Annotated in this window: 22 protein-coding genes; 5 read left to right on the top strand and 17 right to left on the bottom strand. The window is 64.4% G+C overall.

What is annotated here, in order from left to right; genetic code table 11:
* Nucleotide 1: 1 nt before the first annotated feature.
* The 6 genes from waaA to epmA form a co-directional block, all read right to left on the bottom strand.
* Nucleotides 2–1,318 (bottom strand): lipid IV(A) 3-deoxy-D-manno-octulosonic acid transferase, encoded by a 1,317-nt coding sequence (gene waaA, locus NR193_RS05325; RefSeq protein ID WP_256749805.1) that lies wholly within the window; start codon nt 1,316–1,318, stop codon nt 2–4.
* Nucleotides 1,315–2,106, bottom strand: a complete 792-nt coding sequence (locus tag NR193_RS05320) for a lysophospholipid acyltransferase family protein (protein ID WP_256749804.1) — start codon at nt 2,104–2,106, stop codon at nt 1,315–1,317. The genes waaA and NR193_RS05320 overlap by 4 nt, the downstream gene beginning before the upstream one ends.
* Before the next feature lie 5 nt (nt 2,107–2,111).
* The gene (locus tag NR193_RS05315) at nt 2,112–2,357 is read right to left on the bottom strand and encodes a DUF4170 domain-containing protein (protein ID WP_137929775.1); all 246 of its coding nucleotides are present in this window, start codon (nt 2,355–2,357) and stop codon (nt 2,112–2,114) included.
* Between the two features lie 76 nt (nt 2,358–2,433).
* The gene (locus tag NR193_RS05310) at nt 2,434–3,237 is read right to left on the bottom strand and encodes a 3'(2'),5'-bisphosphate nucleotidase CysQ (protein WP_256749803.1); all 804 of its coding nucleotides are present in this window, start codon (nt 3,235–3,237) and stop codon (nt 2,434–2,436) included.
* Nucleotides 3,224–4,567: a TldD/PmbA family protein gene (locus tag NR193_RS05305; RefSeq protein ID WP_256749802.1), complete on the bottom strand. Its 1,344-nt coding sequence runs from the start codon at nt 4,565–4,567 to the stop codon at nt 3,224–3,226. Before NR193_RS05305 ends, NR193_RS05310 begins: the two co-directional genes overlap by 14 nt.
* Nucleotides 4,568–4,741: 174 nt before the next feature.
* Entirely contained in the window at nt 4,742–5,788 is a 1,047-nt protein-coding gene (epmA, locus tag NR193_RS05300; RefSeq protein ID WP_256749801.1) for an EF-P lysine aminoacylase EpmA, read from the bottom strand.
* A 112-nt stretch (nt 5,789–5,900) separates the two neighbouring features.
* Here epmA and efp point away from each other — a divergent pair, with 112 nt between their 5' ends.
* Complete coding sequence (gene efp, locus NR193_RS05295) at nt 5,901–6,470, top strand: elongation factor P (protein WP_091577433.1); 570 nt, start codon at nt 5,901–5,903, stop codon at nt 6,468–6,470.
* Between the two features lie 215 nt (nt 6,471–6,685).
* On the opposite strand, the gene NR193_RS05290 is transcribed toward efp, so the two are convergent.
* Nucleotides 6,686–7,444: a TylF/MycF/NovP-related O-methyltransferase gene (locus NR193_RS05290; protein WP_256749800.1), complete on the bottom strand. Its 759-nt coding sequence runs from the start codon at nt 7,442–7,444 to the stop codon at nt 6,686–6,688.
* 150 nt (nt 7,445–7,594) lie between these two features.
* Between NR193_RS05290 and NR193_RS05285 the strand changes: the two genes are divergently transcribed.
* Nucleotides 7,595–8,518, top strand: coding sequence for a class I SAM-dependent methyltransferase (locus NR193_RS05285; RefSeq protein ID WP_256749799.1), 924 nt, complete (start codon nt 7,595–7,597; stop codon nt 8,516–8,518).
* Between the two features lie 109 nt (nt 8,519–8,627).
* On the opposite strand, the gene NR193_RS05280 is transcribed toward NR193_RS05285, so the two are convergent.
* The 5 genes from NR193_RS05280 to NR193_RS05260 all read right to left on the bottom strand — a co-directional run bounded on the left by NR193_RS05280 (nt 8,628) and on the right by NR193_RS05260 (nt 15,176).
* The gene (locus NR193_RS05280; RefSeq protein WP_256749798.1) at nt 8,628–9,482 is read right to left on the bottom strand and encodes a patatin-like phospholipase family protein; all 855 of its coding nucleotides are present in this window, start codon (nt 9,480–9,482) and stop codon (nt 8,628–8,630) included.
* The gene (locus NR193_RS05275) at nt 9,479–10,858 is read right to left on the bottom strand and encodes a pitrilysin family protein (RefSeq protein WP_256749797.1); all 1,380 of its coding nucleotides are present in this window, start codon (nt 10,856–10,858) and stop codon (nt 9,479–9,481) included. Before NR193_RS05275 ends, NR193_RS05280 begins: the two co-directional genes overlap by 4 nt.
* Nucleotides 10,858–12,246 (bottom strand): pitrilysin family protein, encoded by a 1,389-nt coding sequence (locus NR193_RS05270; RefSeq protein WP_256749796.1) that lies wholly within the window; start codon nt 12,244–12,246, stop codon nt 10,858–10,860. Before NR193_RS05270 ends, NR193_RS05275 begins: the two co-directional genes overlap by 1 nt.
* 118 nt (nt 12,247–12,364) lie before the next feature.
* The gene (gene rsmD / locus NR193_RS05265; protein ID WP_126068694.1) at nt 12,365–12,919 is read right to left on the bottom strand and encodes a 16S rRNA (guanine(966)-N(2))-methyltransferase RsmD; all 555 of its coding nucleotides are present in this window, start codon (nt 12,917–12,919) and stop codon (nt 12,365–12,367) included.
* 13 nt (nt 12,920–12,932) lie between these two features.
* Nucleotides 12,933–15,176, bottom strand: coding sequence for a pseudouridine synthase (locus tag NR193_RS05260; protein ID WP_256749795.1), 2,244 nt, complete (start codon nt 15,174–15,176; stop codon nt 12,933–12,935).
* 241 nt (nt 15,177–15,417) lie between these two features.
* Here NR193_RS05260 and NR193_RS05255 point away from each other — a divergent pair, with 241 nt between their 5' ends.
* Nucleotides 15,418–15,867, top strand: a complete 450-nt coding sequence (locus tag NR193_RS05255) for a nucleoside deaminase (protein WP_091577425.1) — start codon at nt 15,418–15,420, stop codon at nt 15,865–15,867.
* Nucleotides 15,868–15,913: 46 nt separating this feature from the next.
* On the opposite strand, the gene NR193_RS05250 is transcribed toward NR193_RS05255, so the two are convergent.
* Together NR193_RS05250 and ileS are read right to left on the bottom strand one after the other, a co-directional pair.
* Complete coding sequence (locus tag NR193_RS05250; RefSeq protein ID WP_091577423.1) at nt 15,914–16,594, bottom strand: hypothetical protein; 681 nt, start codon at nt 16,592–16,594, stop codon at nt 15,914–15,916.
* A gap of 211 nt (nt 16,595–16,805) precedes the next feature.
* Nucleotides 16,806–19,769, bottom strand: a complete 2,964-nt coding sequence (ileS, locus tag NR193_RS05245; protein WP_256749794.1) for an isoleucine--tRNA ligase — start codon at nt 19,767–19,769, stop codon at nt 16,806–16,808.
* Between the two features lie 9 nt (nt 19,770–19,778).
* On the opposite strand from ileS, the gene NR193_RS05240 reads away from it, so the two are divergent.
* Complete coding sequence (locus NR193_RS05240; protein WP_256749793.1) at nt 19,779–20,066, top strand: hypothetical protein; 288 nt, start codon at nt 19,779–19,781, stop codon at nt 20,064–20,066.
* Here the strand turns inward: NR193_RS05240 and NR193_RS05235 are convergent.
* Entirely contained in the window at nt 20,056–20,862 is an 807-nt protein-coding gene (locus tag NR193_RS05235; RefSeq protein ID WP_256749792.1) for a MipA/OmpV family protein, read from the bottom strand. The two genes, NR193_RS05240 and NR193_RS05235, sit on opposite strands and share 11 nt — an antisense overlap.
* A 193-nt stretch (nt 20,863–21,055) precedes the next feature.
* Between NR193_RS05235 and NR193_RS05230 the strand changes: the two genes are divergently transcribed.
* Entirely contained in the window at nt 21,056–21,610 is a 555-nt protein-coding gene (locus NR193_RS05230; protein ID WP_256749791.1) for an HdeD family acid-resistance protein, read from the top strand.
* A 15-nt stretch (nt 21,611–21,625) separates the two neighbouring features.
* Here the strand turns inward: NR193_RS05230 and NR193_RS05225 are convergent, their stop codons facing one another.
* Nucleotides 21,626–22,000 (bottom strand): hypothetical protein, encoded by a 375-nt coding sequence (locus NR193_RS05225; protein ID WP_256749790.1) that lies wholly within the window; start codon nt 21,998–22,000, stop codon nt 21,626–21,628.
* A 26-nt stretch (nt 22,001–22,026) separates the two neighbouring features.
* Complete coding sequence (locus tag NR193_RS05220) at nt 22,027–23,007, bottom strand: bifunctional riboflavin kinase/FAD synthetase (RefSeq protein ID WP_256749789.1); 981 nt, start codon at nt 23,005–23,007, stop codon at nt 22,027–22,029.
* Nucleotides 23,008–23,011: the final 4 nt, after the last annotated feature.

The raw sequence follows: 23,011 nt of genomic DNA, 5'->3' as shown, positions 1-23,011 counted from the left end.
GTTAGCGCCCGTTCGCGCCCTTCAGGCGCGACTTGACGACCAGTGGCTGGATGTAGGGCTCGAGCGATTTCAGCGTGCGCGCCAGCGCGCCGCGCATCTCGTCGACGGTCGCTGCTCCCGCCGCCATCATCTCGTGGCGCGCCACTTCATTGGTCAGGAGGAAATTCACGGCACCGGCCAGCATGTCGCGATCGCGCACCAGCTTGGCGCCGCCGCTGTCGATAAGGCGCTGATAGGCCTCACGAAAATTCTGCACGTTGCGCCCGGCGAGAACAGCCGTGTCGAGCATCGCCGGCTCCAGCGGGTTCTGGCCACCCTCCGAGGTCAGCGAGCGGCCGACAAAGGCGATTTCGGTCAACCTGAGATAGAGCCCCATCTCGCCGATCGTGTCGCCAAGCAATATGTCGGTGTCGGCGACGATCCTGTCGCCCTTGCTGCGCCGCGCGACCTTCAGGCCCATGCCGGAAATCTGCGCGGCAAGCGCCTCGGCACGATCGGGATGGCGCGGAACGACGATCGTCAGAAGACCATGGTGGCGCTTGTGCAGCGTCGCGTGGACCTCGGCTGCGACCACTTCCTCGCCGTCATGCGTCGAAATCGCGGCCCAGGTCGGGCGGGCGCCGATCTGCCGCTTCAGCGTCGCCAGCGCCCGATCGTCGACGGGCGGCGGCGCGGTATCGACCTTGAGATTACCCGAGACGGTAACCGGCCGCGCGCCGAGCGAACGGAAGCGCTCGCCGTCGACGTCCGACTGGGCAACGACATGGGCGAGGTTCTCGAACAGCGCCTCGGCGATGTTGGCACGCTTCTTCCACGACGTGAACGAGCGGTCGGACAGCCTGCCATTGACCAGCACCTGCGGCACGCGGCGCGCACCAAGCTCGAGGATGGTCATCGGCCAGATCTCGGATTCGGCGATGATCGCCAGATCGGGCTGCCAGTGATCGAGGAACCGGCTGACCGCCGGCTTGAGGTCGAGCGGTACATACTGGTGGATGATGCGATCGCCGAGCCGCTCATCGGCGACCTGCGCCGAGGTGACCGTGCCGGTCGTCAGCACGATGTTGACGCCGTAGTCGAGAATGCTTTCGACCAGCGGCACGACGGCTATGGTCTCGCCGACGCTCGCCGCGTGGATCCAGATCACCGGCCCCTCGGGGCGGGGGCGGCCGGCGACGCCATAGCGCTCGCGGCGGCGGTTGCGGTCTTCCTTGCCGCGCGAGGTGCGCCAGGCGACATAAGGCCCGACCAGCGGATAGGCTGCCGCACCGGCGAAACGGTATGCCGACAGCATGGCTCGCGCCCAGCGACCGCTCATCGCGGACCGTCCACGAGACGATAGGCCTCGGCGGTCGCGGCATTGAGCGCGGCTGTGACTTCCTGGCGCTTGCGCTCCATTTCGGCATCGTCGGCGTCCGCCGCCACGAAGATCGGCGCGCCGATGGTCACGGCGGAACGGCCGAATGGCAGGTTGATGGTGGTCTTGTCCCAGCTCTTTTCCAGCACCTTGCGGCGGCTGGTGGCGATGGCGACAGGCAGCAGCGGCCGGCCGGAGAGACGCGCCAGGAGGACGATGCCAAGCCCGGCGTCGCGCGGGGTACCGTGCGGAATGTCTGCGATCATGGCGACGTTCTTGCCGGCCGCGAGCGACTTTTTCAGGGCGATGAGCGCCTTGGCCCCGCCCTTGTCGAGATGCCTGGCATTCTCACGCCCGCCTGAGCCGCGCACCGCCTCGATGCCGAACTTCTCCAGCATCAGCGCGTTGAGTTCGGCATCGGCGCTGCGCGAGACCATGGCGACCAACGGCTTGCGCTTGGGATAGTAGGCCGGCGTCAGCAGATGCTGGCCATGCCACAGGGCGATAATGCCGGGCTCGAACTCGGCATAGGCGCCACCCGAAAAGCGTGCCGATCCGGCGACCAGAGGGCTGGTCATGCGAACCAGCCGCACGAACTGGGCAAGCAGGCTGGCGATGGCGCTCTTGACGAATCGCGACTGTGCAAGCGGTTCGCGAATCTTGCGCCAGAAGGCCTTGGTCGTGCGGCTGCCGCCCCTGCCCGTGGGCGCGGCCTCGCTGGCTGGCCCTTTCGCCAGGTCATGCTCCATCGACGTCAACCGGCAGCCTTGCTGTCGGGGTCGAGCAGACGGTGCAGATGCACGACGAAATAACGCATGTGGGCATTGTCCACGCTGGCTTGCGCCTTGGCCTTCCACGCCGTGTGCGCGGTTTGATAGTCCGGATAGACGCCGACGATGTCGAGCGCGTCGAGGTCGCGGAACTCGGTGCCGCCAAGCTTCTTCAGTTCGCCGCCGAACACCAGATGCAAAAGCTGTTTCTTTCCGTCTTCCGCGGCCATGTCGGTCCTTCACATATTGTGAGTTTGTGACAGGTCTAGACCAAAGCCGCCGACTTTGGAACCTTCGAAAACGCTTTCACGCATCCAGCCCGGCGATGACGCCGGCGAGCACGGCCAGCAATTCACCGCTGCCGGCGGCGAGCGCACCGTGGCGGATCACCTCGCCGGCATAGAGCGGCGCGCGGCCGTGGCGGTCGAGCAACCGGCCGCCGGCCTCGCGCAGGATGAGATCAGCGGCGGCGATATCCCAGTCATGCGCGTTCGGCTTGACGAAAGTCGCGTCAAGCGCGCCATTGGCGATCATGGCCAGCCGATAGGCCAGCGAAGGACTGTAGGGAGCCCGCTTCAAGCGCGCCAGCCACTCGTCCGGCAGCAGGTCGATCAGCGGCTTCGGGCCGGAAATCTCGGCCATGTCCGCCGGCTTGCGTACCGAAATGCACTGGCCGTTACGGAAGGCGCCTTCGCCAGGCAGCGCCCAATATGTTTCTTCGGTCGCGGGGCATTCCAGCACGCCGGCAAGCGTGCGGCCCTGCTCGACGACGGCAACGCTGACGCACCAGGTGCGCTGGCCTTCCAGGAAACCGCGCGTGCCGTCGATCGGGTCGACGACGAAGGTGCGGCGCGCCGAAAGCCGTGCCGGATCGTCGGCCGTCTCTTCCGACAGCCAACCATAATCCGGCCGTGCCGAAAGCAGCGTCTCGCGCAGATAGGCGTCGGCGGCATGATCGGCTTCGCTGACCGGCGAAGTGCCTCCCTTCAACCAGACTTGCGGGTTGTTGCCGAAGTAGCGCATGGCGATGATCCCCGCCTCGCGGGCGGCATCGCGCAGCAGCGGCAGATCCTCGACGGCACCGGCCGTGGTCAGGTCATGCTCCGGCAAGGGTCATGCCTTCGATCAGAAGCGTGGGGGCCGCGGTGCCGAAATTGCGGTCGAGGTCGCTCGCCGGCACCATGTGGAGGAACATGGTCTTCAGGTTCGAGGCGATCGTAACCTCGGCGACCGGATAGGCCAGCTCACCATTCTCGATCCAGAAGCCCGAGGCGCCACGGCTGTATTCACCAGTGACCATGTCGACGCCCTGGCCGAACACTTCGGTGACATAGAACCCGGTCTTGAGCGACTTGATCAGGTCTTCCGGGGACCGCTCGCCCGGCTCGATGGCGAGATTGGTGGAGGACGGCGAGACGGAGGAGCCGCTGCGCGCGCCACGCCCATTGGTTATGAGCCCCAGTTCCCGCGCGGCCGATGTCGACAGGAACCAGTGGTTGAGCACGCCCTTTTCGACCATGAACAGCTTCTCGCCCTCGACGCCCTCGCCGTCGAAGGGACGCGAGGCCTGGCCACGCCGCCTTAGCGGCTCGTCGGTGACGGTGATCGCCGACGCGGCCACCTGCTTGCCCATCATGTCGCGCAGGAACGATGTCTTGCGCGCGACGGAGGCGCCGTTGATGGCGCTGGCAAGGTGGCCGGCGATGCCGCGTGCGACGCGCGGGTCCAGCACCACGTCGATCGGCCCGGTCGCCGCCTTGCGTGCTCCGATGCGGCGCACGGCGCGTTCGCCGGCCTTGCGGCCGATATCCTCCGGCGCATCGAGATCGGAAAAATGCTGGCGCGAGGAGAATTCATAGTCACGTTCCATGCCGGTGCCCTCGCCGGCAATGACGCTGGCCGAGCGCGAGAAACGCGACCCGACATAATGGCCGAGGAAGCCGTGCGACGTGGCCAACACCAGACCGCCCAGACCTGCACCGGCACTGGCACCAGCTGAATTGGTCACCCCCTTGACGGCAAGGGCTGCGGCTTCCGCCGCAAGCGCGGCTTCCTTCAACTGGTCGGCGGACACTTCGGTGGCATCGAACAGGTCGAGATCGCGTGTCTGTTTCGCCAGCAATGCCGGATCGGCAAGGCCTTGATAGGGATCCTCGGGCGAGACCCTCGCCATGGCGACCGCGCGTTCGGCCAGCGTTTTTGGGTCAGACGCCGCCGTCGCCGAGACACTCGCCACCCTGCCGCCGACGAAGACGCGCAGTGCAACGTCCTCGCTCTCGGACGATTCCGTCGCCTCGACCTTGCCAAGACGCACCGACACGCCGGTCGAGCGGCCGCGCACGGCCACCGCGTCGGCGGCATCGGCGCCAGCCTTTTTGGCAGCCTCGACCAAAGCCGCGACACGGTCGGTCAATTTTGCTGCCTCTGATGTATCGGTCATGCGCGCGATCCTGCTGATGTGCGGCCAGCTTCGGCCGCTGCCACCCATCTATTGTTCCGGTTCGGCTTGTGCAATGGCGAAGGCCGGAATCAAAGGAGTGATCGGAGTGATCGCCGGCGTGTATCCGTGCTGGCTCCCGGCGGGCAGATGAAGGGCAGCGCCAGTGTTTGGTGGTTAAGACTCCGCCACAGGCGTCCAGATGACATCCTCGATCTTGTGCGCGCCGATCGCCAGCATGACCAGCCGGTCGAAGCCGAGCGCGACGCCGCTGGCCTGCGGCATGATGGCAAGGGCCGCCAGAAAATCCTCGTCCAGCGGGTAGCGCTCGCCATAGACGCGCTCTTTCTCATCCATCTCGATGACAAAACGCCGGCGCTGCTCCCCGGCGTCGGTCAACTCGCCAAAGCCGTTGGCGAGCTCGACACCGCAACAATAGAGTTCAAAGCGCTCGGCGACGCGGGGATCGCGCGGGCTTGGCCGCGCCAACGCCGCCTCGGCCACCGGATATTCGCACAGGATGGTCGCCCGCCCCTGCCCGAGGAACGGCTCGACCTTTTCCACCATCACCCGGCTGAACAGGTCAGCCCAGCTGTCATCGGGCGCGGTGCGCAGGCCAGCCCGGGTCAAGGCGGCGTACAGCGCGTCGCGATCGGTGGCGCCGTCGGCGGCGACCGTGGCCAGCAGGTCCATGCCGGCATGGCGGGTGAAGGCATCCGCCACTGTCAGCCGCTCCGGCTCTGCAAACGGATCGCAGTCGCGGCCGCGGAAGGAAAAGCGCGCCGTCCCTGCCCTTGTCGCGGCCAGCGCCAGAAGGGCGGCGCAATCCTGCATCAGGCTTTCATAGGTCTCGCCCACCCGGTACCATTCCAGCATGGTGAATTCGGGATGGTGCAAGGGGCCGCGCTCTCGGTTGCGGTAGACCGGACCGAGGCTGAAAATGCGCCGTTCACCGGCGGCGAGCAGCTTCTTGCAGGCGAATTCCGGCGATGTGTGGAGATAGAGCGGCGACCGCGCGCCGTCCGGCCCGACCGCTTCGGTGGCGAAAGCCGCCAGATGCGCCTCGTTGCCGGGCGAGACCTGCAGGGCCGCCGTTTCCACCTCGACGAAGTCGTGGCGGGCGAACCAGTCGCGCAGGCTGGCGGCAATGGCGTTGCGCAGCATCAGCCTTGGGCGGCGGTCGGCGTGGACGTGTGGCATCCACCAGAGCGAAGCCGCGGTCATGGGCTCAGATCATACGGAATGGGGCTGGCGGTTGAGGCCAAGATGCGCTAGTGCGCAGCGGACGGCTGCTGAAGCCGATTTGTACCAATCAACCATTTCGGGATTGTAAGCCGTGGTGAAAGTCATCGCCAGTTCGCTCCGCAAAGGCAATGTCGTCGACAAGGACGGCAAGCTTTATGTGATCCTCTTTGCCGAAAACATCCACCCTGGCAAGGGCACGCCGGTGACGCAGCTCGACATGCGCCGCATCGCCGACGGGGTGAAAGTTTCGGAGCGCTACCGCACCACCGAGCAGGTGGAGCGCGCCTATGTGGAGGAGCGCGAGCACACCTTCCTCTACAGCGACGGCGAAGGCTATCATTTCATGAATCCGGAGACCTACGACCAGGTGGCGGTGTCGGAAAGCGTGGTCGGCGACATGGCACCCTACCTCTCGGAAGGCATGGCGGTGCAGATCTCGCAGCACAACGGCATTGCCATTTCCCTGGTGCTGCCGCAGCGCGCCACCTTCGAAGTGGTGGAAACCGAGCCGACGACCAAGGGACAGACGGCCTCCTCGTCCTACAAGCCGGCAGTGCTTTCCAACGGCGTGCGCACGCTGGTGCCGCCGCATATCGCCCCCGGCACCCGCGTCGTGGTCATGACGGCCGATGGGGCTTATGTGGAGCGGGCGAAGGACTGAGAGCGACAGTTTTGTTGGTCTCTTAGCCGCCGGCATTTCATGGACCTGGCTCGGTGCGCAGATGCCTCGCACATACGGGCATCACGATTCGCGCACCGTCTATTCACGCCGAACTTCCTTCGCTGGTGAAAGCAGGGTTCGGGGCAGTTCTCAGGAATGTTGTACGCAACAACGACGACTGATACGTGGTTCTGCTTTCACCGTGCTTCCGTGGCTCAATTGTCGGTAATTGACTTCTGCCACCAACCGCCTGTCCAGTCTATCTCGTGCATCTGCGCGGTGATGTGGTTGCGTGCGCGGTAATCCTCGACCGCCTGCCGGCAGGTCGGCAGCGCCAGATCATCGATGATCGCGAAACCGTCCGGCGACAGCCTTGGGTAAAGCGCCTCGAGGCTGTCCATCGTCGACTCGTACAGATCGCCGTCCAGCCGGATCAGTGCGAAAGGACCGGCTTTCAGGCCGGGCAGCGTGTCGCCGAACAGGCCTTTGACGAAGACCACCTGGTCGTCCAGCAGGTCATAGGCGGCAAAATTCGCTTCAACCTGCCCCTGGTCGATCGCCAGTTGGCGGAACTCGTGCAGCCTGTCGCCGCGGTCGGCGGGAAAATTCTCGGGGTCCGGCGGCGGCAGACCGTCGAACGAGTCGGCGACATAGACCTTCCTGTCCGTGATCCCGTTGGCGGCCAGCACGCCGCGCATGAGGATGCAGCAACCGCCGCGCCAGACGCCGGTCTCGATGAAATCCCCGGGCACGTTCTCATCGACAGCGCGCTGGACCAGGTCGCGCAGATTGGTCAGGCGCTTGATACCCGCCATCGAATGGGCAACCGTCGGCCAATCGCGGCCATTGAGCCGAGCCTCGCGATTGAACGGGGTCGACTGGCCAACCTTCGAGGGATCCATCACCTGCGAACCGGAGCCGTAGACGGTATTGGCAATGATCTTGATCAGGAGATCTGTATAGAGGCGGTTCACGATCGACCTTTCAGTGCATCACGATTCCATATCGAAATATGCTGTTGCGGATATCCAGCCAAAGTGCAACGGAACGACCATTAATTCGCGACGGTCTGTCCAATGCGCCGTGCAAGCAAGTCGCAACCAATTTCCCAGGGAGCCGCCCCAATGCCAGCCGCAGATCAAGCGATGGGCATGATCGAGACGCTCGACATCGCCGTTTTCCAGGTCAAGACCGAGAGCACCCCCAATGACCGCACCAGTTTCCTGCGGGTGCAGAACTTCGCGCGCGCGGCGTTAGGCCGCTATGTTTACCTTGAGGTTGGCTCGCATATCGGCGGCAGCCTGTTCCCGCACCTGATTGATCCGGCCTGCGAGGCTGCGATATCGGTCGATCCGCGGCCCACGGCGCAGCCCGACGAACGCTCTCAGGTTTTTCACTATCCCGAAAACTCGGCTGCCCGAATGATCGCGGTGCTGTCGGATTGCCTTCCCCCGGCGGCGATGACCAAACTCACCACGATTGACAGCGACGTCTCCGATGTGCGCGCCGACGCGGTCGACCCCAAGGCCACACTTGCGCTGATCGACGGCGAGCACACGAACAGGGCTTGTTTTTCGGACTTTGTCGGTGTTTTGCCACTTATGAGACCGGATTGCATTGTTTGCTTCCACGACGCCAACCTGATCGCGGACGCGATCCTCAATGCGGAACGTCTTCTCGATCATCTCGGCATCACCCGCGAAACAGTGTTCCTCCCAGACACAGTGGCCGTCATCGGCCTAGGCAGTCTGGCATCCGCGGTCCGAGATCAACTCCAACCTCACGCATTGGACCGGGAGACTTACCTGGATAGATCGCAACGGCAGCTATGGTCCCATATTACCGAGGTGAATTCCCCAAAAAACCATGCCGAAATAGAGCGGCTGCATTCTGAGAACTCAAAGCTAATCGAAGAGATTGAATGCATGCGAAAGACGAGCCTGGACGTGCAGGCCCATCTGGACGCCATAACATCCAGCACGACCTGGCGCGCATCCGCCCCCATACGTGCAGTTGTCGATCGCATCAAACGTCGCTTCGCGCGATGAGGCCGGGCCGGAAAAGCCTGCGTAGTTCAAAAAAGAGCGCGCTGCGATGCTCTAAGCGGTCGCCTTGCCCGAGGCCCAAGTCGAGCCCGACCGGCGCATCCTGGATGCATCATCCTGCCACGCGCTTGCCCTTCCCGCCCAGGGCCTCCACCGCCTTCTCCACCTCCCGCTTAAGCTCGTCCTTGATCGCCACCGTCTCGTTCATCAGGGCGTCGATCTTCAGGAAATCGAGCACGCGGTATTTCGACACTGTCGGGCGGACCAGGATGTCGGGCCGGCCCTGCTTCAGCTTGTTGGCGATGATCGACTGCATCATCAGTTGCGTGGCGCCGAACATCAGGTCGACGGAGGTCGGCTGCTTGCGATCGACTTCCACAGGCGCGCCGACAACGTCGACGGCGATGACGATGTCGGCGTCGTTCTCGATGAGGTCGAAGGGCACGGGGTTGTAGATGCCGCCATCGATCAGCAGCCTTCCATCGCGCGTCACCGGGCGGAACACGGCCGGAATGGCCGCAGAAGCGGCCAGCGCCGAATGCAGTTCGCCGTCATCGAAGACGGCCAGTTTGTGGCCGAAATAGTCCGTCGCCGTCACTTTCAGCGGGATCTTGAGCTCGGCGAAGGTTTCGGGAATGGCCTCGGGCAGAAAGGCCTTCAGGATGCGCTCGACATTGAACTGGCTGACGCGAATGCCGCCCTGCATGGCTTCCGCGATCGTGCCTGGCCGCGCCCGCCACATGCGGCTTGCCACTTCGGCGCGGCGGCCGAGGATCGAACGGGCATAGTCGTGGATATCCCTGCCGGTCATGCCAGCGGCCATGCCGGCGCCCATGATGGCGCCGATCGACGAGCCGGCTATCGCCACGGGCCTGATGCCCAGTTCGTCGAGTGCCTCGATGACATGGATATGCGCCAGCCCGCGCGCGCCGCCGCCGCCGAAGGCGATGCCGAAAGTCGGGCTCATCCCTTGCCGGCCTCGGCAAGCTTCGGCCCGACGATCATGATGGTCGGTTCGGTGGACAGCAGCTTCTTCGCCGCCGCCTTGACCTGATCGAGCGTCACCGCGTTGATGAAGGCGGCGCGGCGCTGCATGTAGTCGATGCCAAGGTCGTCGAGCTGCAACTCGACCAGCGTCGCGGCAATGGCGCTCGAGGAGTCCAGATTGTTGATGGCGTAGGCGCCGATCATGTATTTCTTGGTCGCCGCCAATTCGGCCTCGGTCGGGCCCTCCTCGGCCAGTTGCCTGACCACATCGCGAACGATCCCCAGCGTCTCGGCCGCGCGGTCCGATCGGGTCCCGGTGCTGACGATCAGCGCGCTGGCGTGGTCCTGGTTGACCAGCGAGGAGTTGACGCTATAGGCCAGCCCGCGCTTTTCACGCACCTCCTGGAACAGGCGCGAAGTGAAGGTGCCGCCACCAAGGATCTCGTTCATCAGCACGGCGGGAAAGAAATCCGCCGCCTTGCGCTTCACGCCGGGATAGGCAAGCTGCAACGACGTCTGCGGCAGGTCGTAGTCGACCTCGACATGCTGCGCCAGCTTCGGGTCGATATCGGCCACGGGGGCGAGCGCCTGGCTTTGCGGCAGGTCGCCGAACACCATGTCCAGCTTCTTCTTCAAGGTTTCCGGGTCGATCGCGCCAACCACCGCGACATGCAGGCCACCGCGCGCGAAAACCGCCTTGTGCAAGGCTTTCAAATCATCCGGCGTGATGGCGGCGATGCTCTGCCTGGTGCCCTGGTCGGACCGCGAATAGGGATGGTCGCCGTAGAGTACCCGCGCCCATTGGTTCTGCGCCACCGTGTCGGGGTCGTTCTCGCCGGCGATGATGCCGGACAGGATCTGGGCGCGGATGCGGTCGATCGGCGCCTGGTCGAAGCGCGGCTCGTTGACCGCCAGCCGCAACAGATCGAACGCTTCGTCGCGCTGCTCGGCCAGCATACGCATCGAGCCGTAGATGCCGTCGCGACTCTCTTCGAAGCTCATCTCGGCGCCGGCATCGTCGAGCTTTATCTGGAAGGCTTCGCTGTCGAGCGGACCGGCGCCTTCGTCGAACAGGCCGGTCATCAGATTGGCCAGCCCCTCCTTGCCTGGCGGGTCCTGCGTCGAGCCGCCACCGAAGACGAAGCGGATGGCGACGATCGGCACCGAATAGTCCTCCACCAGCCAGGCGGTGACGCCTTTTGGCGAGGTGACTTGCTGGATGTCCATGGCCCGGGCGGCTAGCGCCGGCAGGATCAGGAAGATGACGGAGAGGAAGAGGGTTGCGAGCGCGGCGCGCGCTTTTCCTTCCCCCCTTGCGGGAGAAGGAAAGCCCCTGCGGTGCTGGTTCATGATCATCAATTCTCCGCCTTGGCTTGCGGCAACAGGTAGCCGGTTGTCGACCGGTCAAGCACCAGGTAGCGCGCGGCAACAGCCTTGACCTCGTCGGCGGTGACCTTGCGGATGCGGTCCGGCCATTGCTGGACGTCCTGCACGTTGCCGCCGGTGGCCAGTGTCGAGCCGTAGATGTTGGCCATGGAATCCTGTTTGTCGCGGGCAAAGATCATCGAGCGCACATAGCGGTCCTTGGCCTTTTCCAGCTCAGCCGGCGTGACGCCATCCCTGGCGATGCGCGCCACTTCCACATCGACCGCCGCTTCGACATCGGCGAGCCTGGCATCGCCCCGAGGCGTGCCATAGACGGTGAAATTGGTATCATCGAGCATGGTGCCCTGGAAATAGGCGCCGGCGCTGGAAGCAATGCCTTGCTGGACGACGAGCGCCTGGTAGAGCCGGCTGCGATTGCCACCGCCGAGGATTTCCGCCAGCAGGTCTAGCGCTTCGGCCTCGCCCGGCTTGCCCAAGTGATAGGACGGCACCACCCACTGCGTCGAAAAACTCGGCACGCTGACGCGGGCATCGGAGAGCGTGACCGTGCGTTTGGTGTTCTGCTCCGGCTCGACCGGGCGGATGCGCGGCGGCAAATCGGGGCCGCGGGCCACCTTGCCATAGGTCTTTTCGGCCAGTGCCCTGACCGCGTCCGGCTCGACGTCGCCGGCAACGATCAGCACGGCGTTGTTGGGCCGGTAGTATTTGTCATAGAAGGCGGTGGCGTCGGTGCGGTTCAGCTGCTCCATCTCCTGCATCCAGCCGATGACGGGAATGCGATAAGGCTGGTTCTGCCACAATGTGGCGTCGACTTCCTCGTCCAGCACCGCCTCGGGATTGTTGTCGATGCGCGAGCGGCGCTCCTCGAGAATGACGTCCCGCTCGGTCTTGATGACATCGTCGGTGAGGATGAGATTACGCATGCGATCGGCCTCGAAGCCCATCATCAGCTCAAGCGCCGATGGCGCCACCGTCTCGTGGAAGGCGGTGTAATCGTAGGAGGTGAAGGCGTTGTTGGAGCCGCCGATGTCGGAGACGGCGCGGTCGAACTCACCGGCCGCATGGTGGGTCGTCGCCTTGAACATCAGATGCTCGAAGAAATGCGCGATGCCGGATTTGCCTGGCGGTTCGTCGGCGCTGCCGATCTTGTACCACACCATGTGGGTGACGATCGGCGCGCGGTGGTCGGGGATGACGACGACCTCCATGCCGTTGTCGAGCAGGAAATCCGTGACCTTGAATTCGGCCGGCTTCGTGTTGGGCGACACGGTGCTGTCGGCCAGCACTGGGCCTGCCATGGTGAAAGCCAGCGACGTCGCCAGCAGCGTTATGCGCAGCCATTCAGCCTGAAATGTCATCAATGGCTCCGGTTCCTCGGCAAGACGATAGGCAGGGTCGGTACGACAAGCAAAGTGAATTGTTCGTCATGTCTCAGGCAAAGGCGGCGGCAAAGAGGCCGGCCATGCAGGCAGGCGGTCAGGCGGCCTCGATGAAGCGGATGACGGTCTCGCCATAGTTGCGCTCGTCAAGCACGGAAAAGCCGGGGCCGGGCTCGAAGGGAGCCGCTGCCGCCTCCTCGACCACGCACAACGCCCCGGGGCGAAGCCAGCCGCCGGCTTTCGCCGACTGCAAGGCGCGCTCGCCAAGGCCCTTGCCGTAGGGCGGGTCGGCGAAGACGAGGCCGAACGGCGCAAGCGTGCCCGCCTCGCCAAGGCCCGTTGCATCGCGGCGGAATATCTTGGTGCGGCCTGTCAGGCCGAAGGCCTCGACATTGTCGCGGATCAGGCCACGGCCTTCGGCAGATTCTTCGATGAAGACGCCGTAAGAGGCACCACGCGACAGCGCTTCGAGACCAAGCGCGCCAGTGCCGGCGAACAGGTCGAGCACGCGCGCGCCGTCCAGCTGCTCAGCGAAGCGATGCGCCAGCACGTTGAAGACGGCCTCGCGGGTGCGATCGGTCGTCGGGCGGATGGCGCTGCTGCGGGGCGTCGCCAGCGGACGGCCGCGAAACTCACCGCCGACGATTCTCATTTCAATCCAGGCCTCATTTCGTTCTGGGGCCCTTGGGGCCGCCACGCGGCCGCTCGCTGCCGCCCGGGCGCTCGCCACGCGGCTTGCCGAACGGCTTGTCGCCACCCGGTTTGCCACCGGGCTTGCCATAGGACGGCTTGAACGATGCCTTGCGTGCCCTGGCGTCCGCGGCCTTGGCGGCGTCAGCCTCAGCCCTGCCTTTGCCGATCGGCCGCGCACCCGGCGCCATCCAGACATTGGCCTTGCGCTGGCCGGGCGGCTCGATGGGCCGCTGTTCGCGCTCGGATTTCTTGCCGCCACCACGGGGCTTGTCACCGAAGCCACCGCGCGGCTTGTCACCAAAATTGCCTCGGGGCTTGTCGCCAAAGCCGCCGCGTTCGGGTCTCGGGCCACGTTCGCCAAAGCTCTTTTCCGGCCTGGAGGCTCTGTCGGGACTTGTCGACAGCTTGCCCAGCGCTTCGTCGCGGCTGCCCTCGCGGCGCTTGCGGTTCTTGATCAAACCGCCCTCGCCGATCGGCCGGCGCTCGCCATCGCGCGTGAATTTCGGCCGTTCCGGCTCCGGCTCGCGGATTTCGGTACGCCGCACCGGCTTGTTGGAAAACGGGTTCGATATATCGGCATCGAAATTGGCGCCGGATTCCTCAACCAGGCGTTCACCAAGCTGGTCGCGCAGCACGCGGCCCTTGATCTCCAGCACATGGCCCTCGGCGAGGTCGTCGAGCTGGAATGGACCGTAGGAGATACGGATCAGCCGCGTCACGTCGAGGCCGAGCGAGCCCAGGATGTTCTTGACCTCACGGTTCTTGCCCTCGCGCAGGCCGATCGTCAGCCAGGCATTGGTGCCTTGCGCGCGGTCGAGCGTCGCCTCGATGGCGCCGTAGAAGACACCGTCGACGGCTATGCCTTCACGCAGGCCGGCGAGCGCGCTTTCCTCGACCTTGCCGTGCACGCGCACCCGGTAGCGCCTGAGCCAGCCGGTGGCCGGCAGTTCGAGCACACGCGACAGGCCGCCATCATTGGTGAGCAGCAGCAGGCCTTCGGTGTTGATGTCGAGCCGGCCGATGGTCATCAGCCGCGGCAATTCGGCCGGCAGCACGTCGAAGACGGTCTTGCGGCCCTCGGGATCACGGTTGGTGGTGACGACGCCGGCCGGCTTGTGGAACAGGAACAGGCGCGTGCGCTCGATCGGCGGGATCTCCATGCCGTCGAGATGGATGATATCGCCCGGCATGACGTTGAAGGCCGGCGACGTCAGAGCGCGGCCATTGACCTTGACGCGGCCGGCGGCGATCAGTTCCTCGGCGTCGCGGCGCGAGGCAAGGCCGGCGCGCGCCAACCGCTTGGCGATGCGCTCGCCTGCCTCCTCCGTCGCCTCAGGGGAACGCGAACGCGGCTTGAAGCCGCCGCCCGATGCCCCTTGCGGCCGATCACCGAAATCACGCTTGGGTCTGTCGCCACCGAAGTCGGGCTTGGGGCGTTCAGCGAAATCGCGCTTCGGACGGTCGAAGCGCTTTTCGCCACCCGCCGCCGCCGCACCCGGCCGATCGCCGCGCGGCGCGTAAGGCTTGCGTGGACCCTCGCGTTTTTCAAAGGGCTTGCCTTCGGGGCGCGGGCCGTTGTGGAACGGCCTCTCGGCGCGTCCGGCTTCACCGACCTCGCGCGGCTTGAAATCGCGCTTTGGCCGGTCGCCCTCGGCAGCCATCGGGCGGTCGCCGCGCGGCGCATAGGGCTTGCGCGGGCTTTCTCGCTTCTCATAGGGCTTGCCTTCGGGACGCGGCCCTTTGCTGAACGGCCGGTCGCCGCTCTTGAAGTCGCGCTTGGGCCGCTCGCCTTCGGCAGCCATCGGGCGATCGCCACGCGGCGCGTAGGGCTTGCGCGGGCTTTCGCGCTTCTCATAGGGCTTGCCTTCGGGACGCGGCCCCTTGGTGAATGGCTTGTCGCCGCTCTTGAAGTCACGCCTTGGCCGTTCGCCCTCGGTCGCCATCGGGCGGTCGCCGCGCGGCGCGTAAGGCTTGCGCGGGCCTTCGCGCTTCTCATAAGGCTTGCCTTCGGGACGCGGGCCCTTGCTGAATGGCTTGTCGCCGCTCTTGAAGTCGCGCTTTGGCCGCTCACCTTCGGTCGCCATCGGCCGATTGCCGCGTGGTGTGTAAGGTTTCTTGGCGCCGAAAGACGGCTTGCCGCCGCTGTCGCCACGCGGAGCCGCAGGTTTCTTGCCCGGGCCTTTTTGGCGCGGAGATTTCTTGTCGTTGTCGTCCATGTGGCCTTTATCCATTTGCGCTGCTACAGCGTGGCGCATCCTTTCGGGCGCGCAACGAACGCTGTAGCACTTTGATTTGGCGCATGATCATTTCCGAAAATCGAGTCCGATTTTCGGGTTGATGCGCTCAATAACAGGATCATCAGAGTTTGTCAGGGAAAAGTGGCTGCCGGTTTTTCCGGAAAGACAAACGAAAACCAAAAACCTGGGGTGGCGAGGAGATAATCGGAATGGAAACCGCGTGAAGCGGCCGGATTTCATGGCGCTGGCGCTGAAGGAGGCCGAAGCCGCTGCCTTGCGTGGCGAAGTGCCGGTCGGCGCCGTCATCGCCAGCGGCGGCACGGTCGTTGCCAGTGCCGGCAACCGCACCCGCGAGCTTGCCGACCCGACGGCGCATGCCGAGATGCTGGCGATCCGCGAAGCCTGCCGCAAACTGTCAGCCGAGCGGCTGACCGGGCACGATCTCTATGTGACGCTGGAACCCTGCGCCATGTGCGCCGGCGCCATTTCATTCGCCCGGCTGCGCCGGCTCTATTTCGGCGCCGCCGACGAAAAGGGCGGCGCTGTGGTCAACGGCGTGCGTTTCTTCACCTCGCCAACCTGTCATCACGTGCCGGACATCTATCCGGGCATGGCCGAAACCGAAGCGGCCGTGCTGCTGAAGGGATTCTTCCGCGAGCGTCGCGACTGAACCGGGCGCAGTACCCGCCAGCCAATGCAATCAACGTCGCCAGCTATTACAGGGACGGCAGCCAGTCGAACCAGCCGCTGCCCTTCTTGCCTTCCGCCAGTTTCTTCAGGCGGCGTTCCTTCTTGTATTCGTCTTCGCCGAGCTGATCTTTCGGCGCGGTGTCGGCGGCAACGCGATACTGCACCGGCGGCTCGCTCAGATATTTGCGGGTGTTCGGGTCGCCCTGCTTGCTTTCGGCAAGGCGGCGCTGGATCTCGGCGGCGCGGCCCTTGTCGGAATCAGCCGGCGTCCAGCGTGGCGGATGGCTCGATCCCGAATCCGCCATCGCTTTCTTGACCGATTCCGGATCGGTCTGCACATCGTCGACGATCTCAGACTGATAGGCCGGATCATTCTGATGGGCGGTGGCGTCGGCGCGCAAGCGGGCGCGGCGCTGCTCGGGCGATTCGGGCCATTCGGCGCTCGCCGTCTCGATGCTGTCCTGCGGCGCCGGCAGCGCTTCCTTCTGCCCTGGCGCAGGCTTCACCAGCGTCGGGCGCGGCTTGTAGTCGATCTGTTCCTTGCGCTTCGGCGCGAACGAAAAGGCGCCGGAAATATCGCCGGCCAGCTGTTCGCCGGCGGTCTTGTCCGTCCCGTAGGTCGGAGAGCCGACACAGCCGGACAGAGCGAGGCCCGATGCGACAAGCGGCGCCAGCAGCGCAAGGCGCGCGTTATATCTCTCGGTCATGCCAAAAAGTCCCACTCTAGACAGCCTCTCGATTGCCACCGGCCCAATGTCCGGTCCCCATCGTCCAAGCACTTGCGACGGAAATCCGGCGACAATTTGTCTTCCGGAGTTTCGCGTGTTTACCTCAACCACTCGTTAAGGGCAACGCGCGGGCGGTTTTCACCCGCCCGGCGTGGCAATTGTGCACCGATGGGGCCTTTCGGCCGGCCGATCAAAGCCGACCCAATGCCTTCAATTCATGCAGCACCGCCGCATCGCGCGCCGAAACGTCGGGAAATGCAGCGTCCTGCCCGACATCGGCGGTGTAGCGCCATGACCGCGCGCATTTCACCAGGCCGCGGTCCTCGGCTTTCTCGACCACCACGGCGACGCCCTTGACATCGTCCAGGGTGAAGGCGCGCGCCGGTGCATTGCCATGAGCGATGACCAGATCGCTGGTGATCGCCATCTCGGCCATGTCTACATCCGATATCGCCGTTTCAAGCGCCGCATCGTTGATGGTGACGACCGGCACGGCTTCCAGCGACGAACCGATCACCTTCTGGGCGCGCGCGATCTCCAGCGCGCCGGTGACGACACGACGCACCTGCCGCACCTTGCGCCATTTTTCCGCCAGCGCCTCGTTCTTCCAGTCCGCCGGGATTTGCGGGAACTGGTCGAGATGCACCGAGACGGCGTCAGGATGACGGTCGAGCCAGGCCTCTTCCATGGTGAAGGGCAGCATTGGCGCCAGCCATTTCACCAGGCAGTCGAAGAGATGGCGCACCACCTGAACCGAGGCCTTGCGTTTCACGCTCGACGGCCCGTCGCAGTAGAGCGCGTCCTTGCGGATGTCGAAATAGAAGGCCGACAGCTCGACCACCATGAAATCGAGCAATGCGCGGGTGACGCGCTTGAACTCGAAGGCGTCGTAGCCCGAGCGCACGACCTCATCCAGCTCGGCCAGCCGGTGCAGCATCAGCCGCTCCAGCTCCGGCATTTCTTCCAGCGGCACCTCTTCGCCGTCGTCATGGGCAAGCGTGCCAAGCATCCAACGGATGGTGTTGCGCAGTTTGCGGTAGGCGTCGATGTTGGTCTGCAACACGTTCTTGCCGAGCCGCTGGTCTTCCCAGTAGTCGGTCGTCACCACCCACAGGCGCAGGATATCGGCGCCGGACTGCTTGATGACATCCTGCGGCACGACGGTGTTGCCGAGCGACTTCGACATCTTGCGGCCGTCCTCGTCCATGGTGAAGCCATGGGTGACGACGGTGTCGTAGGGCGCCCTGCCCCTGGTGCCGCAGCTTTCCAGCAGCGAGGAATGGAACCAGCCGCGATGCTGGTCGGAGCCTTCGAGATAGACGTCGGCCGGCCATTTGAGATCCGGACGATCCTCCAGCGTGAAGGCGTGTGTCGAGCCCGAATCGAACCAGACATCGAGGATGTCCATCACCTGCTTCCATTTCGAAGCATCATGATTGCCAAGGAAACGCTCCTTGGCGCCGGCAGCGAACCAGGCGTCGGCGCCCTCCTGTTCGAAGGCGTCCATGATGCGCTGGTTGACCGCCTCGTCCTTCAGCACATTGCCGTCGGCATCGGCGAACACGGCGATCGGGACGCCCCAGGCGCGCTGGCGCGACAGCACCCAGTCGGGGCGCTCCTCGATCATGGCGCGGATACGGTTCTGGCCCGCCGCCGGCACGAACCGGGTGTCGTCGATGGCCTTCAGAGCACGGCTGCGCAGCGTGGTGCCATCGCCGAGGTCCTTGTCCATATAGACGAACCACTGCGGCGTGTTGCGGAAGATGATCGGCTTCTTCGAGCGCCAGGAATGCGGATAGGAATGCTTCAACCGACCGCGCGCGAACAGCGCGTTGCGCTTGATCAGCTCATCGATGACGGCCTGATTGGCGTTACCCTTCTTGCCGTTGTCGTCGATGACGCGCGCGGCTCCGCCCTCGCGGTCCGGGCCGAAGCCTGGCGCGTCCTTGGTGAAGAAACCGGCATCGTCGACCGTGAAGGGGATGGCGGGATCGATGCCGCGCGCGCGCAGATCGGAGGCTGCGTCCATCCAGGCGTCGAAATCCTCGCGGCCATGGCCCGGCGCTGTGTGGACGAAGCCGGTGCCGGCGTCGTCGGTCACATGGTCTCCGGCGAGCATCGGCACCGGAAATTCGTAGCCGCCGCCAAAGCCCTTGAACGGATGCGAAAGCGTAAGACTTCCAAGCTGTTCCGCCGAAACGCTGTGAATGCGATTCAAGATGACCTTGGCCTTGGCCGCGGAGTCTTCCGCCAGAGCATCGGCAAAGATCAGCTTCTCGCCCGGCTGCGGTCCGAAAGCGTTTTCGGCCGCCGTGACCTCGTAAAGACCATAGCCGATGCGCGGCGAATAGTTGACAGCCCGGTTGCCGGGGATGGTCCAGGGCGTTGTCGTCCAGATGACGACATGGGCTTCCAGCAGGTCCAGCGACGTCTCGGTCAGCTTTGCCGGCTCTTCGGCATTGGCGACCTGTCGGGCAAGGCTGGCGACCGGAAACTTCACCCAGATCGTGTCCGACTCATAATCCTGGTACTCGACCTCGGCCTCGGCCAGCGCGGTGCGCTCGACCACGCTCCACATCACCGGCTTGGAGCCGCGATAGAGCTGGCCCGACATGGCGAACTTCAGCAGCTCGCCGGCGATGCGCGCCTCGGCATGGAAAGCCATCGTCGTATAGGGATTCTTGAAGTCGCCGATGACGCCGAGCCGCTGGAACTCGCCGCCCTGCACCGTGATCCAGTGCGCGGCGAACTCGCGGCATTCCTTGCGGAACTCGTTGACCGGCACTTCGTCCTTGTTCTTGCCCTTGGCGCGATACTGCTCCTCGATCTTCCACTCGATCGGCAGGCCGTGGCAATCCCAGCCGGGCACATAGTTGGAGTCGTAGCCGCGCATCTGGAACGAGCGGGTGATGACGTCCTTGAGGATCTTGTTCAGCGCATGGCCGATATGGATGTTGCCGTTGGCGTAGGGCGGGCCGTCATGCAGAACGTATTTTTCCCGGCCGGCAGCGCTTTTGCGCAGCTTGCGGTAGAGGTCCATGTCCTGCCAGCGCTTGACCAGCAGCGGCTCCTTCTCGGGCAAGCCGGCGCGCATCGGAAAATCCGTCTGCGGCAGATAAAGCGTCTTGGAATAGTCGATTGTTTCGTCGGTCATTGGTCTGCCATGTACGTGCCCGGCCAGACGGCCTGCGGCGTTGAAGTCTTCGCTTTGACGCATTTCGTTTTCCCAAAACGGAGCCACTTTTGGGCGATATGCGTTGATGATCTGGAAAGCGCGAGGGTCGCGCGCAAGATTCCCGGCGGTTCCAGCGGCGCTCAGGCCGCCCGAAACACCGGGCCGGTAATTCGTATCGCAATGGCGACGGGACGCGAAAAGCTCGTCATTGGTGGGCTTTTAGCGGAGATGGGCGCAGGAATAAAGCGTCTGTCGTTCGATTCGCCTACATCGTGAAGTCGAAGCGGTAGGTGGTCGACACGCCGATCGTGAACTGATTGCGGTCACCGCGTTGCCTGACCAGACTGGAATCGGCTGCCGGCCCCATCAGGCGCGAATATTCGCCAAACAGGCTGGCGGTCATCGGCTCGGTCACCTTCCAGGTTATGGCGCCGCCGAGGCCGGTCGATTTCAGGCCGCCACCCGGATGATATTCGCTGAGGCCGGAGGCGACGGCCTCCTGCGCATTGACACCGTAATAGGCGTCGAAATAGTTGGCCGAGGCAAACGAAACGCGCGGTCCCCCCGAAATCCTGACGGTTGGCGTCACATCGTAGAAGGCGTCGGCGGCGATATCGGCGACAAAGCCGTTGTGGGCACGAATGCCGTGGCGCAGTTCGGCGCGCGCGCGCAGCCAATCCATCGGATAGAATTCAAAGAAACCGCCCACTTCGCCGCCCCACCGCACCGGATCGAGGCCCTTCAGTTCGTCGGCGTCGCCATCGTCACGGGAGAACAGGAATTTGCCGGTCAGACCGGCGCGGACGCCGCCATCGTCGACCAGCGCCAGCGAGATGTTGTCGTTGCGCGAGGTGAAACGGGCCGCGGGACCGGCTTTGCCCAGCGAAATGATCGGCGAGGCGCTGAGCAGGTACTTCTTGCCGCCCTCGAAATTCGGCGCGACCATGCCCGTGGCACCAACAGTCAGATACCAGTCGCCGGACAACCAGCTGCCCTCACCCGCGTTGGCTGCGCCTGCCCCACTCAGCACCGCAACGGCCAACAGCACAGAGATTTTTCCGACCGGACTCATGGCCACTCCACTAACACAACGCACACGCTTACCGATGACAGCTTTGGCCGCCGTTTGGTAAAATTTGATTTAAACCGGAGACATCCGGTCGCGGTTTCCCGCGATCCGGCTATCGGTCACCGACTGGACGTTCCCCGACGCCGGGACTAACCTTCCTCGGTAGTATCCCGCAGCCCTTGAGGAGACCGCGACAATGACCCTGCATGGCGACGCCTTGAAAACTGCAATCAGTCAGACACGGGCGAAATGGGGGTGGTTTGTGGCGCTCGGCGTGCTGTTGCTCATCTTCGGCGGCATTGCCTTCGGCAATCTGTTCATCGCCACGGTGGCTTCGGTCTATGTCGTGGGTTGGCTGATGCTGATGGCCGGCGTCATCGAGATCGTGCATGCGTTCGGCGTCAAGACCTGGGGTCGCTTCTTCTATTGGCTGCTCAGCGGGCTGCTCTACGCGGTCGCCGGCTTCTTCGCTTTCGACAATCCGATTCTCGCTTCGACCGTGCTGACCTTCCTGCTGGCCGTCGCGCTGGTCGCGTCAGGCGTGCTCAGGGTCTGGGTCGGCTACGGTCACCGCCCGGAACCCGGCTGGGGCTGGATCGTCGCCGCCGGTGTCATAAGTGCGCTTGCGGGCCTGATCATCGCCATGGGTTGGCCGGTCAACAGCCTGTGGGTTCTCGGGCTCTTTCTGGCGATCGACCTGATCTTCCAGGGCTGGAGCTTCATCGCCGTCGGTCTGGCGCTGAAGAGGTAGCCGCCGCCGGCAGGCCTACGAGAGATTCAGCAGCGTCACCGCAATCAGCGCCAGCCCGATCCCGACATATTGCAGGGAGGACACCTCTTCCTTGAAGACAATGGCCCCAACCAGCATGGCGCCGGCCACGACGATGGTGTTGACCAACGCTCCTGTCACGGCGAGGTTTAGCCGTGTGTTGATCAAGGCAAATGCCCCGTAGGAGATCGGCGACAGCAGCATGACATAGGCCAGGCTGCGGCCACTGCCGGTCTTGCCCCAGTGTGCGCTCAGACCATCGCAAAGGATGAACAGTCCGGCGCAAACGAGCACAACGCTCCAGACGAAGATGTCGATTTTCATCAATAAGTGTTGGGCTTTCTGCCGGCCGCCTTCGATGAACTGGTTCACAGTTCGCGGCTGTTTCGGCGAAACCCTCAGCAGGCGATGGCGCGGTCCAGGTCCGAAAGCGGCCTGACACCGGCAAGCAGCGCCCTCGCCTCGGCTTCGTCGCGCTTCATCTGCGCAACCAGCGCATCGAGACCGTCGAACTTGATCTCGCTGCGCAGGAAGCCGAAGAAGGAAACCTGGCAGATTTCGCCATAGAGGTCACCGGAGAAATCGAAGACGAAGGTTTCCAGAAGCGGTGCGCCATTGTCACCGACAGTCGGACGACGGCCGAAGCTGGCGACGCCGTCATGAAGCGTGCCGTCGGCGCGACGAAAGCGGACGGCATAGATGCCCTCCTTCAGCGCGGCTTCCGGAGAAAGTCTCATGTTCGCGGTTGGAAAGCCAAGGGTGCGGCCGAGCTGCTGGCCGCCCACCACCTCGCTTTCGACCGTGAAACGATAGCCGAGCAGGCCGGCGGCCTCGGCCACCTCGCCATTGCTGAGCAACCCGCGGATGCGGCTCGACGACACCACCTCGGCGCCCTCGTCACGAAAGGCGTCGACGAGCGTTACGCCGAAGCCATGGCGCCCACCGGCCGCCATCAGGTAGGCCGGGCCACCTTGACGGTCCTTGCCGAAATGGAAATCAAAACCGGTCACGGCATGGGTGACGCCAAGGTTCCTCTCCAGCACATCGGTCACGAACGCTTCCGCCGACAGCGAGGCGAAGTCGCGCGTGAACGGCTGTTCGACCAGCGCGGCAAAACCCAGGAGCGACAGGAGCCGCGCCTTCATCGGCGGCGGCGTCAGCACGAACAACGGCATGTCAGGCCTGAAGATCTTTCGCGGGTGCGGTTCGAAAGTCAGCACCAGAGCCGGTACCCCGCGCCGCCCGGCCTCGGCCAATGCCTGCTGAAGCACCGCCTGATGGCCGCGATGGACGCCGTCGAAATTGCCGATCGCCACCACGCCGCCACGCAATTCGGCGGGTAGCGGCGCGGTTGCCAGAATGTGCTGGAAGGCTGCCATTGTC

This window comes from Mesorhizobium sp. Mes31 (assembly GCF_024519675.1).
Classification (GTDB): Bacteria; Pseudomonadota; Alphaproteobacteria; order Rhizobiales; family Rhizobiaceae; genus Mesorhizobium.
Note: the sequence above shows the minus strand (reverse complement) of the source record. Positions and strands in the feature narration are given on the sequence as shown.

What these genes read in the sequence shown, in the direction of transcription:
- waaA (WP_256749805.1), bottom strand. Translation starts at nt 1,318, where the DNA reads ATGAGCGGTCGCTGGGCGCGAGCCATGCTGTCGGCATACCGTTTCGCC.
- NR193_RS05320 (WP_256749804.1), bottom strand. Translation starts at nt 2,106, where the DNA reads ATGGAGCATGACCTGGCGAAAGGGCCAGCCAGCGAGGCCGCGCCCACG.
- NR193_RS05315 (WP_137929775.1), bottom strand. Translation starts at nt 2,357, where the DNA reads ATGGCCGCGGAAGACGGAAAGAAACAGCTTTTGCATCTGGTGTTCGGC.
- NR193_RS05305 (WP_256749802.1), bottom strand. Translation starts at nt 4,567, where the DNA reads ATGACCGATACATCAGAGGCAGCAAAATTGACCGACCGTGTCGCGGCT.
- epmA (WP_256749801.1), bottom strand. Translation starts at nt 5,788, where the DNA reads ATGACCGCGGCTTCGCTCTGGTGGATGCCACACGTCCACGCCGACCGC.
- NR193_RS05285 (WP_256749799.1), top strand. Translation starts at nt 7,595, where the DNA reads ATGCCAGCCGCAGATCAAGCGATGGGCATGATCGAGACGCTCGACATC.
- NR193_RS05280 (WP_256749798.1), bottom strand. Translation starts at nt 9,482, where the DNA reads ATGAGCCCGACTTTCGGCATCGCCTTCGGCGGCGGCGGCGCGCGCGGG.
- NR193_RS05275 (WP_256749797.1), bottom strand. Translation starts at nt 10,858, where the DNA reads ATGATCATGAACCAGCACCGCAGGGGCTTTCCTTCTCCCGCAAGGGGG.
- NR193_RS05270 (WP_256749796.1), bottom strand. Translation starts at nt 12,246, where the DNA reads ATGACATTTCAGGCTGAATGGCTGCGCATAACGCTGCTGGCGACGTCG.
- rsmD (WP_126068694.1), bottom strand. Translation starts at nt 12,919, where the DNA reads ATGAGAATCGTCGGCGGTGAGTTTCGCGGCCGTCCGCTGGCGACGCCC.
- NR193_RS05260 (WP_256749795.1), bottom strand. Translation starts at nt 15,176, where the DNA reads ATGGACGACAACGACAAGAAATCTCCGCGCCAAAAAGGCCCGGGCAAG.
- NR193_RS05250 (WP_091577423.1), bottom strand. Translation starts at nt 16,594, where the DNA reads ATGACCGAGAGATATAACGCGCGCCTTGCGCTGCTGGCGCCGCTTGTC.
- ileS (WP_256749794.1), bottom strand. Translation starts at nt 19,769, where the DNA reads ATGACCGACGAAACAATCGACTATTCCAAGACGCTTTATCTGCCGCAG.
- NR193_RS05240 (WP_256749793.1), top strand. Translation starts at nt 19,779, where the DNA reads ATGTACGTGCCCGGCCAGACGGCCTGCGGCGTTGAAGTCTTCGCTTTG.
- NR193_RS05235 (WP_256749792.1), bottom strand. Translation starts at nt 20,862, where the DNA reads ATGAGTCCGGTCGGAAAAATCTCTGTGCTGTTGGCCGTTGCGGTGCTG.
- NR193_RS05230 (WP_256749791.1), top strand. Translation starts at nt 21,056, where the DNA reads ATGACCCTGCATGGCGACGCCTTGAAAACTGCAATCAGTCAGACACGG.
- NR193_RS05220 (WP_256749789.1), bottom strand. Translation starts at nt 23,007, where the DNA reads ATGGCAGCCTTCCAGCACATTCTGGCAACCGCGCCGCTACCCGCCGAA.